The sequence below is a fragment of the Clostridium yunnanense genome, assembly GCF_016595795.1.
Lineage (GTDB): Bacteria > Bacillota > Clostridia > Clostridiales > Clostridiaceae > Clostridium_AR > Clostridium_AR yunnanense.
In genome coordinates this window covers 122,193-134,273 of sequence record NZ_JAENHN010000064.1, presented here as the reverse complement: position 1 = coordinate 134,273, position 12,081 = coordinate 122,193, and the positions used below count along the sequence as shown (strand labels likewise).

The 12,081-nt window shown below is 29.1% G+C and carries 12 protein-coding genes; 4 read left to right on the top strand and 8 right to left on the bottom strand.

Annotated features, from left to right (window positions below; all coding sequences use genetic code 11):
- Window positions 1–577 precede the first annotated feature (577 nt).
- The 5 genes from JHL18_RS23270 to JHL18_RS23250 all read right to left on the bottom strand — a co-directional run bounded on the left by JHL18_RS23270 (window position 578) and on the right by JHL18_RS23250 (window position 4,096).
- Window positions 578–784, bottom strand: a complete 207-nt coding sequence (locus tag JHL18_RS23270; protein WP_200273746.1) for a helix-turn-helix domain-containing protein — start codon at window positions 782–784, stop codon at window positions 578–580.
- A gap of 33 nt (window positions 785–817) precedes the next feature.
- Window positions 818–1,312 carry a DUF2975 domain-containing protein gene (locus JHL18_RS23265; RefSeq protein WP_200273744.1) on the bottom strand — a complete coding sequence of 165 codons (495 nt, stop codon included), beginning with the start codon at window positions 1,310–1,312 and terminating at the stop codon, window positions 818–820.
- Between the two features lie 305 nt (window positions 1,313–1,617).
- Entirely contained in the window at window positions 1,618–2,229 is a 612-nt protein-coding gene (locus JHL18_RS23260; RefSeq protein WP_200273742.1) for a superoxide dismutase, read from the bottom strand.
- Window positions 2,230–2,437: 208 nt separating this feature from the next.
- Window positions 2,438–3,046: a deoxynucleoside kinase gene (locus JHL18_RS23255; protein ID WP_200273756.1), complete on the bottom strand. Its 609-nt coding sequence runs from the start codon at window positions 3,044–3,046 to the stop codon at window positions 2,438–2,440.
- 114 nt (window positions 3,047–3,160) lie between these two features.
- The gene (locus JHL18_RS23250) at window positions 3,161–4,096 is read right to left on the bottom strand and encodes a GNAT family N-acetyltransferase (RefSeq protein ID WP_200273740.1); all 936 of its coding nucleotides are present in this window, start codon (window positions 4,094–4,096) and stop codon (window positions 3,161–3,163) included.
- 516 nt (window positions 4,097–4,612) lie between these two features.
- On the opposite strand from JHL18_RS23250, the gene JHL18_RS23245 reads away from it, so the two are divergent.
- Window positions 4,613–5,812 carry a class I SAM-dependent methyltransferase gene (locus tag JHL18_RS23245; protein ID WP_200273738.1) on the top strand — a complete coding sequence of 400 codons (1,200 nt, stop codon included), beginning with the start codon at window positions 4,613–4,615 and terminating at the stop codon, window positions 5,810–5,812.
- Window positions 5,813–6,053: 241 nt separating this feature from the next.
- A complete protein-coding gene (locus JHL18_RS23240; protein WP_200273736.1) occupies window positions 6,054–6,713 on the top strand; it encodes a DUF4230 domain-containing protein in 660 nt (219 codons plus the stop codon).
- A 271-nt stretch (window positions 6,714–6,984) separates the two neighbouring features.
- Here JHL18_RS23240 and JHL18_RS23235 read toward each other — a convergent pair whose 3' ends face one another.
- Window positions 6,985–7,746 carry a tRNA threonylcarbamoyladenosine dehydratase gene (locus JHL18_RS23235; protein ID WP_200273734.1) on the bottom strand — a complete coding sequence of 254 codons (762 nt, stop codon included), beginning with the start codon at window positions 7,744–7,746 and terminating at the stop codon, window positions 6,985–6,987.
- Window positions 7,747–7,985: 239 nt separating this feature from the next.
- On the opposite strand from JHL18_RS23235, the gene JHL18_RS23230 reads away from it, so the two are divergent.
- Both JHL18_RS23230 and JHL18_RS23225 read left to right on the top strand, forming a co-directional pair.
- Window positions 7,986–8,912 (top strand): CPBP family intramembrane glutamic endopeptidase, encoded by a 927-nt coding sequence (locus JHL18_RS23230; protein ID WP_200273731.1) that lies wholly within the window; start codon window positions 7,986–7,988, stop codon window positions 8,910–8,912.
- A 102-nt stretch (window positions 8,913–9,014) separates the two neighbouring features.
- A complete protein-coding gene (locus JHL18_RS23225) occupies window positions 9,015–9,707 on the top strand; it encodes a 5'-methylthioadenosine/adenosylhomocysteine nucleosidase (RefSeq protein WP_200273730.1) in 693 nt (230 codons plus the stop codon).
- 150 nt (window positions 9,708–9,857) lie between these two features.
- Here JHL18_RS23225 and JHL18_RS23220 read toward each other — a convergent pair whose 3' ends face one another.
- Window positions 9,858–11,387 carry an anti-sigma factor family protein gene (locus JHL18_RS23220; RefSeq protein WP_200273728.1) on the bottom strand — a complete coding sequence of 510 codons (1,530 nt, stop codon included), beginning with the start codon at window positions 11,385–11,387 and terminating at the stop codon, window positions 9,858–9,860.
- Window positions 11,362–11,940: an RNA polymerase sigma factor gene (locus tag JHL18_RS23215; RefSeq protein WP_200273726.1), complete on the bottom strand. Its 579-nt coding sequence runs from the start codon at window positions 11,938–11,940 to the stop codon at window positions 11,362–11,364. The genes JHL18_RS23220 and JHL18_RS23215 overlap by 26 nt, the downstream gene beginning before the upstream one ends.
- Between the last annotated feature and the right edge of the window lie 141 nt (window positions 11,941–12,081).

Sequence of the window (12,081 nt, the reverse complement as noted above, 5' to 3'; positions counted from 1 at the left end):
AAGTCTTTTTTCAAAAGAATTGCTGGTTTAGTTTAAGTCTATATTTAGACTTTGTTTATCTTCTCTGTTTAATTTTCAAAGACCAAGTTGTTTTGCTGTTTTTCTGACAGCTTTTATATCTTACCATCATCTCAAGTTGTTGTCAATACTTTTTTTCAAAGCTTTTTTCAACCACCGTGACGACTTCTACAAGTTTATCATTTCATCGATTACTTGTCAAGATATTTTTTGACATTTTTTCAATCTCTTCGTCGCAGTTGCATTAGCGACAAGGACTATATTAACATATCCAAAGTAGTAAGTTTATAAACAAACATCCAATTTACAACTATAACTATGATGTCCTACAAAATACTACAAAATTCAACTTATATCTGCATAAGACACGCCCGGTAGCGATTATTCATTTATTATATGTATAAATAGCAAAAGCATATGTTTTTCTAAAAACATATGCTTCTTAAAGATATATTACACGAATAATATTAAGCTTCATATTGTAATAGTTTATTCTTATTGCAATATTAGATACAAGATAATTATCCACCCCATTAATATGCTTCTATAATAAGCTTATCTAGTCCTCTGTATATTCTAAGATATCCCCAGGTTGACAATTTAGCTCTTTACATATTGCTTCTAACGTAGAAAATCTAACAGCTTTTGCTTTGTTGTTTTTTAGTATAGATAAATTTGCATTTGTTATACCAACCTTTTCGGCAAGATCTTGCAAAGAAATCTTTCTTTTAGCCATCATGACATCCAAATTTATAATTATAGGCATAAAACTTCTCCTTCGTCAGTGAAATAAATTCATCTATATAGTGAAATCATTCTCTTCTTTATAATTAATAGCTTGTTGAAACACTTTTGATAATATCAATATAAAACATCCTGCAAAAAGGAATATTATAAATTCCATATCAGTATGGACCCCTTTATTATCTATATAAATAAACTTAAACTCCTTAAAATTAGAGTTAGCCAAAATATTTACTATATAACATACTGCAATAATAAAACATTCATAAGAAACTCTTTTAAGAGCTTTTACATTTTCAATTATAAAAGGATTAGCCCTTACCAAGGAAAATAAAACCTTTCTCAAACTCACAACTATAAGAAATACACAACTTATTCCTACTGCAAGAAGAATAAAAACAATTATCTTTTTAGAAAAATCTATTTCTACAATGTTATCTATAAAGGTGTTCTTAAATATAAATATAGTTGCTATAACACCTAAGATTAAAACTATATCTAAAATTCTTGTAAGGATACTTGCCATTGACTTTTCTCCATAATATTTCATACAAAAACCTCCACACAATATTACTTTACCATAAATATTAGCACATTAGTAAATATTCATCAACAAACCTTTATTGATAAACAACAATATGTTTCTGTTTATTAGGATTAGCTATCAACAACTCATCAGTTGCAGATTAGTAGAAAGACTATATAATACTAGCTGCAAATTAAATATATTTAAAATACTATTGATAGTTTAGCTAGATTATTAGCAGAGCGCAGTTGTAGATTCTAGGAGAACAAAAAAGCTACCTAACAATAATAGTTAGATAGCTTCTTACATGAAAAACTTATAATTTCTTTTTATTTCAATGCTTCTTCATATAATTTATTAGCATAATCCCAATTAACTACACTCCACCATGACCCAACATAATCTGGCCTTCTATTTTGATACTTTAAATAATACGCATGCTCCCATACATCTAAAGCCAAAACTGGTTTAAACCCATCACTTACCGGAGTATCTTGGTTTGCAGTGGATAATACCTCTAATTCCTTATTGCTGTTAACCACTAGCCAAGCCCAACCACTTCCAAATCTTGTAGCAGCTGCTTTTGCAAATAACTCTTTGAAGGAATCAAAACTTCCAAACTTCCCAGTTATAGCTTCAGCTAAAGGTCCATTAACCTTCCCTCCTTTAGGTGAGAGCAACTTCCAAAATAGTGAGTGGTTATAGTGTCCACCGCCATTATTTCTAACTGCTGTCCTTATGTCAGCAGGCAAACTCTCTAAACCTTTAACTAACTCCTCAACTGTCTTTTCTTGAAGTTCTGGGTATGCTTCAAGAGCAACGTTTAAATTATTTACATATGTTGCGTGGTGCTTTGAATGATGTATTGTCATCGTCTGTTCATCTATATATGGCTCTAACGCATTATATTCATATTCTAAGTTTGGTAATTCATGTTTCATTTTTTTCTACCTCCAAAATCTTTATTTCTATGATTTTATGTTATCACTATTGATAACAATAATCAATATTAAATAATAAAATATTTTACCTATTTTACTTGTTTGTTAATTTATACTTAATCGCAGAAAAAGAGGATCCAGCTTTAATAAAAGCTAAATCCCCTCTTTTTAAATATGTAGCATGTATTTTACTATATGTATTTTAATCCTACTTTTCTTCTATCTCTCTTAACTGTTGTTCTATAAGTCCTAAAACATACTCTCTATCTTTTTCATTATTCTCGAAATCTAATCCATCAACATTTATCTTAATTATAGGAGAAACATCATAACTATAGAAATACTTTCTATATTCTTCGTTAAGTTTCTCCCAATATGCTCTTTCAACTACCTGCTCGTAGTCTCTTCCTCTTTTCTTTATTCTTGACATTGCCTCATCCACTGAAACTTCTAAATAAACCATTAGCTTAGGAGGTTGAACATGCTCAAGCATATTTTCTAGCAATTCCTTATATAAATCAAATTCCTCTACAGACATTTCTCCTTTATCGCAAAGCATCTTTGCAAATATAACATCACCGTAAATACTTCTATCCATAACAGAATTAGCTATCGATGAAGCCTCTTTTATATGTTTAAATCTCTTATTTAAAAAGAAAACCTGTAAAGGAAAAGAATATCTCTCTCTATCGTAATAAAACTTTTCTAAAATAGGGTTGTCCACAACAGGCTCTTCAAAAGATACATACCCTCTTTTAGCTATAAGCCCCATTAATGTACTCTTTCCAACTCCTACTACTCCATCAACAACTATCATGTCCCAAACTCCTTTTCTATCTATTCTTTTAAGAATCTCTTCATATAAATTATCATTCTGATAAGGCAAGCCAAAATCCTCCTTAAGGCCAATCTAATGAACTAAAATCGAAACCTATATATTATTCACTTTATAAAAGGTTATATGGTCTCTCCATTCACCATTTATAAAAAGATATTTTTCATTTAATCCAAGCTTATTAAAACCACATTTAAGCAAAACACTTTGAGATTTAATATTATCAACTAAAGTGGAAGCTTCTAACCTATGAAGTCCCATGTCATTAAAGCAATAATCTATAATTAAATTTACCGCTTCCTGCATGTAACCTAAACCGCAATGTTTCTCATCCATAGAATATCCTAATATACCACTTTTAAAGACACCTAATACAATATTAGAAAGTTTTATCTTTCCTATAAGACTATCATTTATAAATATACCAAAATCAATACTAGTACCACTCATAAATTGCTTATAACTCTCAAGCAATATAGCTAATTGGGTTTCATAAGTGTAAAAACTTCTATCTCTAGAAGGCTCAAAAGTTTCAAGATGCTTTTCATTTTTTATGTAATATTCTAAAAGCTGCGATGTATGCTCTGGTGTAAGATTTCTTAATTCTATTCTTTTACCTTTAAGTTTTAACAAAGTTATATTTTGATAGTTTCTGAAATCATTTAATGTTATACCAAATAGCAATTCATCTTTATAGTAATCATTTTGCAGTAAATTATTAGATAATACTCCCTCAAGAATAAATCCTAAATTAAAAAATGGAGACATATTAGAGTTTTCACTTACTAAAACATTAATTTTATATATTTTCTTACCTTTAAAAATACCTTCTAAAGATTGTTCTAATGCTCGTTTCATCATCTGATAATTATCATTTCTATAGAATTTAAATCTTATAGTGGCCCTCTTGTTTTCAGTATCCCATTCAATAGTATTAAACCTACCAACAGTTATACCGTTATAATCCTTTATTATGTAATCTTTATCAGTGCCTCTTATTAGTTCTATACATATATTTTTCCTCTCAGCCATAAAGTCCATCCCCTGATTAATTAATTTTATCAAGTATTAAGTTCTACAGATATAGCATCTTAAACTATACCCATGAGTTCAAGATATATGTATCCTTACATAATTAAATACATATTTTTAAACTTCCTTTTCTTTATATTAGGAGAGTTTTAAAAAGTAAAGCTACACCTAAACAATCTTATTAATTATAACATAAATATTATAGTTGTTTATAGGAAAGTTTAAGTAAATTAACTGTAAAAAAATGCTGAAGCGACTTTCTTTAGTGATTTTTTTGCGCATCTGCCTTTCCGAATGTACATGAGGAAAATTTGGCAGGCGATACATTTTTCTTTTTTATTCTTTAACTTATATTATATTTTTAATGTGCCCCTGATATTTATGCATAAACCTAATTTAACTATAGACTTTAAAGAAGAATAAAAAATGACAATACTACTATTGATATTTCCCTTACATTGTGTTTATACTATTTTATGTATTTCGGTAGTTTTAAGGAAGGCTTATGGTGATGTAATGAATAAACAAAGTATTACTAAAATAAAAATATTTCTAATGGGAATAAGTAATAGATTCTTAGAAGATTCAAGCGCATTTAAAAATATATATGTAACTTATGCAGCAGGACTAAAAGAGTTCAAGGGTAACGGTGGCTTTGAAGATGGCAAAATAAAGTATAACTTCAATGGCAAGACTGAACTTTTGGGTGTATTAGATCTTTTTGAAAGAATAAGCTCAGAATGCGAAAATTATGAGACAGTTACTATCCTTTATAGAGAACGTGGTACTGACATAGTTATAACTGGAGACAATAAAAACGTAAAAATGAATAATACTGAAGTAAAAGAAAGTTCTCCTCTAGCAGTAAAAAAACAAGATGCTTCAGATCATAATATCAATGAAACATCTACCTTATTAAATAGAAATTACTTAATCAAGGTAGGCAAAGCAGATTCCTTACTTAAAGAGATAGGTATTATGTCTCAATCAGGTAAAATAAAAAATGATAAGATAAGAAAATATAATCAGATAGATCATTATGTTGAAATTCTAGAAGCAACCTTAGATTCGCTTCCTAAAAATGAAGTTTTAACTATACTGGATTGCGGATGCGGAAAGTCGTATCTTACTTTTGTTCTTAATTATTATCTAACAGAAGTAAAAAAGAGAAAATGTCACTTCATAGGGTTAGATATCTCTGAAGGAGTTATTAATAGTTCTAAGAAAATGGCACAAAACCTAGGTTATAGGAACATGGAATTTCATGCTATAGATATAAAGAAATTCAATCCAAGCAGAAAAATCCACATGGTTATATCTCTTCACGCCTGTGATACTGCTACTGATATGGCTATCGCACTAGGTATTAAAGTTAATAGTGATTCAATTATAGCAGTTCCATGCTGCCACAGAGAGTTACTAAATCAATACGATTACGAACCTTTCAAAGGAATATTAAAACACGGAATACTAAAAGCTAGAATGGCTGATGCCTTAACAGATGGTATGAGAAGCATGATGTTAGAAAGCAAAGGATATAATGTTTCCATTGTTGAGTATATCTCCCCATTAGAGACACCTAAAAACCTAATGATAAGAGCAACTAGAACAGGCAAGGAAAAACCAGAACTTATGGATGAATATATTTCTTTAATGGCAGCATTTAATGCTTACCCTGCTCTTTATCAATTTTTAAATGAAGGCTGGGAAGCTTAAATTACTCAGTTGTAAACTAAATATAATGAATAAAGCTACCTATAAATATATAACACTGAATATTTATAGGTAGCTTATATTTTTGATGCTTGACAAAAGGTAATATTATTAGGAAAATTATAATAATAATTTAGATAGACAATCTAAATTATTATATTTAAATCATCATGCATATAAAAATATATCAGCGAAAACACATAATATGGATGTACCATCACTATACTGTTTTAGGAGGTGCAAGATGTTCAAAAAACTTAGAAAAAAAACTTTTAATATTGTACTAGCCTTCTTAGTATTCACCTCTTTTGGATGCTACATAAGTTATAGGATTATAAAAGACAAAGAGACTGCAAAAATAACAAAGATTTTGCCTTCAAATTCAAATACTAAATTATCATTTATTACTGAGGAAAGTATAGTAGACAAGATACAAAAAGTTTCAAAACTGGTAGTAGTTGAAGTAGACCTTAACGAAAAGATGATTATTGATAATAGTTGGGGAGACTGGGATGTTTTTAAAAAACTTCAGAAAGTAGATTATTACGGTAAGGGTTCTTACTCTATTGATTTATCTTCGCTCGATAGCTCTAAAGTTAAGATAGACAAGCTAAATAAAAAAATCACCATTAGCTTACCTAAGCCAGCAGCTAATACTCCAACGATAGATTATGATAAGACAACCTTTGAATCAACCGAAAAAGGACTACTTCGTTTTGGTGATATAAAATTAACTAAGGATGAAAGCGCTGTAATTGATAAAGAAGTTATATCAAGAATGGACAATAAACTAAAAGAGACAGCTCTCTATGATGAAGCTGTAAAAAATGGTGAAGATACAATTCAGGATTTAATTAAACCAATTGTAGATGCCAATGTAAAAATCAGTATTATTTTTGAATAAATCTAGCTACATTTAACTAATATTCTCAGATTAATTTGCTATTCTTATAGTTTGTGATAGTAACCCTTTAATTTCTGCAACAATATTAAATATAATGATAAATCAAAGTATTTCCAAGAAAATAATCAAAATAAATAAACTGACAGGATAGACTATCCTGTCAGTTTATTTTTATGGATGTGCCACTTCATTATAAACCTTATACTTTCAAATTCTCCTCTCAGAACCCAGCGGAGTTTTAAAAAAACTTTAAGAATGAAGCAGTACATCTTTATATATACTCTTCTATTAGATCATTAACAACTTGAGAAGCTATAATCATTCCCGCAACTGGAGGAACGAAAGATACACTTCCAGGTATCTGTCTCTTCACTGCACACTTTTTACTTCCACCTGTACATACACAGCCTTCTTTACAAGTCACTACTTCGTCCATCCTTGGCTTTCTTGGAATTTCTTCTGAGTATACAACCTTTAGTTTCTTTACTCCTCTTTTTCTAAGTTCATATCTCATTACCTTAGCTAAAGGACAAACTTTAGTTTTGTATATGTCAGTAACCTTGAACTGAGTTGGATCAAGCTTATTACCTGTACCCATACAGCTCATAATTTTTATATTATTATTTTCACAGTATATTGCTAAAGCTATCTTTGCTGATACCGTATCAATGGCATCAACTACATAATCAACATCTTCCGTAATTATCTCTGATATATTTTCTTCTGTCACAAATACTTGATGTGTTATGATCTCACATTGCCTATTTATTTCTCCAATTCGTTCCTTCATCACATCAACTTTATTTTTACTTATTGTTTTATATGTAGCATGTACTTGTCTATTAAGATTAGTTAAACATACTGTATCATCATCAATAAGTACTAAGGTTCCTACTCCAGCTCTAGCTAAAGCTTCTGCAGTAAAACTACCTACTCCACCTATACCAAATACAACTACCTTACTACCTCTTAATTTTTGTAATGCTTCTTTTCCTATAAGGAGTTCTGTTCTTGATAATGAATGCTGTAGCATTAATATTACTCTCCTTTTCAACAAATCTATATTCATTAGTAAACATTGCATTAAACACACTGTTCATCTTTTTTACTCTTAAAACAACTTATATAATAATATACCATAAATCTTATCGCTTCAATAGGTAAATAATGATTATCAACAAATATATTGTTCGTTGGTTTTATAACAATTTTACATAAACTGTATTTCATGTTAATATAATGATTATATTTTATAATAACTGAGGTGTTGAAATGAACTTAAGAAAGTTAATGCTTTTTAACCCATTAATTGACTTAGAAGAAGAAGTAACGGATTCAAAAGAGATAGGTATCTTAGGTGGTATATGGATTGCAGTGTTATTTTCACTTATCATACCCGTAACAATACAAATTATATTATTAATTACCACCCTAATAGCTGCAGCAATATTATCTTCTTATGAAGGCTTAAACGCTATTAAAGATATCTTTAAATCACCTTCCTTTTTATTAATATCATCTATATTTTCATTAATGGCAACAGTTTTTATAATGAATAAATTCTTTCTAGTAAAGACAAATTTAATTTTTCCAGAAAGAAAATTTAAAAAGCGTGACATAATAGGAGTTATTTTTTTAATCTTAGGTTTTAGGTTGTTATTTTCCGGTTCTTTAAGTTATATATTAGACTTAATACCTATTCCTAAATCTATAGAAGACACTTTTAATAATCTATTTATCAACCCTTTCATAGGAATTTTTTCTGCAGTAGTAATAGCTCCAATTCAAGAAGAGTTCGTAAATCGAGGCATCATATTAAATGGTCTTGCAAAAAAATATTCTTCAAAGGTAGCTTTAATTTTATCTTCATTAATATTTGCCGCTATGCATATGAACATACCTCAAGGTATTAATGCATTTCTTCTTGGCTTAATACTAGGGTATGTTTATTTAAAAACAAAATCTATATTGTTAACCACTTTATGCCATGCTATAAATAACATCCTTGCATTTATGCCCGAACTAGGAAGTTTATCTAATATACACGTGTTGATAGCCATATCCATACTAGTTGTAATAATAGGCATAATACTTATGTTAGTTGGGTTAAAAAGACTAGATTTAAAAAACCGCCAAATTCACTTCGATTCTTTAAGAAAACAACATGATTACGATGATGAATTTAACATTAACATATAGATAATCTAACTACTTCTATATTATTACCTATATAACTTTAATTGAGAAATTTCATCAGATTAAGTATAATTAGAATTATCAATTTATATGGAGGCTTTTATAATGACTATAGGAATCATTGGTGCAATGACTGAAGAACTTGAGATTCTTCTAAAGGATATGAATTTAGAAAACACTGAAAAGAAAGCAAATATGACTTTTCACCGTGGACAATTATGGGGCAAGGATGTAGTTGCTGTAGTTTGTGGCATAGGTAAAGTTAATGCTGCTGTATGTACTCAAATACTAATTAGTGAATATAAGGTCAATATGGTTATAAACGTTGGTGTTGCAGGCGGTATAGGTAAAGATATATACCCTGGAGATGTAGTTATAGGTAATTCTCTAGTTCAACACGATATGGATACTACTATTTTTGGTGATAAACCTGGTCAAATACCAAGAATGGATACTTTTGATTTTAAATGTGATGAAAAGCTTGTATCTATAGCTCAAGAGGCTTGCAAATCGCTTCCAGAAATAAATACTTTTACAGGAAGAATAGTATCTGGCGATCAATTCATAGCAAGTCTAGAGAAAATCCAATGGCTTGCAAAAGAATTTGATGCATCTGCATGCGAGATGGAAGGTGGAAGTATAGCTCATGTGGCTTATCTAAATCAGGTTCCATTTGTGGTTATAAGATCTATATCAGATAATGCCAACAACGGAGCTCATATGGATTATGAAAAGTTTATTCCTATTGGAGTAAAAAACTCAACATCTATATTAAAAGCCATGATAGAAAGACTTTAATATCGAGATATATTACATACAATACTTTAATACCCACCTGTTTTTTTAAACAGGTGGGTATTTTTATATCTAATGATAGATTCATATATTATCAATCACTTAAAGTGTTCTATTGGGAAAATTTTATAATTAAAGCTAAAACTCTATTCTCTAATAAGTAGATATAACTTCCTTTTTAGCACTTTTTAAATTTTCCTTAATAATATTAAATTGAACCCGATTATCCTCATTACCTTTTATACCGTATACTAAATTATCATCATCAATAAATGATCCTATTGAATTATTGGCATAAATCTCCTTAACCTCCTTTGATCCGGTAGTGTGTATTCTGAACCTCTGATTACCATCATCAGTACCAGTTTTACTAATATATCTATTTCCACTTGGTGATATACAATTTTTAAAGTCATCTAAAATATCTATATACCCATTATAGCTATAGCTTTGTAGAGTTTTTATATTAAATATTACTCCGCTGTTGCTTTTATCTTTTATAGTTATTAAAAACGGGTTATCCGATTTATCATAAGTATAGCCTCTCTTACCTAGGTTTATTATATATACCAGCTTATCATTACTATAATCATACCTATAAAGCTCTGTATTCTTTTCATTATCATAACATAGAGCGTATATATAACTATTATATGCAAATAACTTATAAGGTTTTATATTTTCAATAGTTCTGTCAGCAGGTAATAATCTATTATTTGATGTTATTATTACTCCCTCATCAGTAACATAGCTTATTGAATAGTTATTTTCATTTCCAACATAACTAATTTTCTCATTGTCACTATTAAATAAATAGATATCTCTGTTAATCTGTAGGCATAGATATGTATCGTTGCTTGACCAAGCCGCGTTTATAGAAGCACCACTTATATTAATATTAACTTTTAGCACTCTATTTTTTATAATGTTCACTATATACAAATTAGAATGCTTTGAGTCAGGAAGTAAAATAAAGTTCTTGGTTGAACTTAATAGATATTTGTCTTTATTATGTATATCAAAATCATTTGCCTTCATATAAAATTGTAAATTGTTATCTAATGAAGAATATAGTATATCTCCGTTATATAAAACTAACTTATCCTTATCTACTCCAATGAGAGTAGCATTCTGCTCTTGGTTTCTGCTTAACTCAGCTTTAGCATCTATTGGTTTCACTATATAATTAGCAGTTTTGTCTTCGTCCTTAATTATCAGACCTCTTAAAAAATCTGAATTAGAGTTTATATCATAATTGTTTGAAATAAGGTCATCTTTTTTATACATAGACTCACTCTTATTTGATTTAGTAGAATTGTTATCAAATTTGTATGTTGAGAGTTTGGGAATTACCATAATCAAAGTTATTATTGCCACAATAGATAACGCTGAAATAAAGAAACTATTCTTATTACTTCTCATAAGGTTAATAGCTCTTGTAGATCTTCTATTATATTTATTCAAATCTATAGCTCCCATTATAGATTCTTTTCTACTGGAATATTGAATTTGGTCATTCTCAATCTCTTTAAACAATCCAATTTTTATATTAGACATCTTATCATAATATTCTTTACAGTTTATACAATTATTCATATGCTCTTCCAAACTTGACCTATCAGCATCACTCAATTGATCTTCTAGCATATCTATAATGCTATTTCTGAATTTCTGACAATCCAAAGCTACCACCTCCTTTAAGATTCCTATCTAGGTAAACTTCATATTTATCGTATAACCTATAGTACCGTTTCTTCACTGTAGATTCATTCATACCCATCATATGCGATATATCTTTAAAACTTAAATCTGGATGTGCGTAACGTAAATATAATATCTGTTTATCTATAATTTCTAGTTTTTTTATAAAACCTTCTATTGAATCTAACGTCTCCTTGTATTCCACTATCTCTTGAGGCGACTTCTCTCTAGAAAGTGAATCTTTCATATTATCAATTGCTATTTCACGACTTTTAGTTACCTTTCTCAAATAATCAATAGACTTATTATGTGCTATAGAATATATCCAAGTAGAAAACTTATTAATACTATTATAAGTGTATAACTTATTATACACTGATATAAAGGTCTCTTGGCATAAATCCTCAGCCATAGCTCGATCCCCTATAAAACTATATATGTACTTTAGAATAGGAATTTCATATTTATCAATAATATATTCAAAATATGATGCTTCACCTTGTAAAACCCGCTCTACTATATCTTTATCTTCCAACCCTTATCACCACCAAAAAGATGCAAATTACAAATATTCCAATATTATACTAACACAAAAGATTTATGAAGGCGATATCCATTTATAATAAAAAACTCACTGAAGTTAGTTTCTTCAGTGAGTTTTTTAGGAGATTGGTTT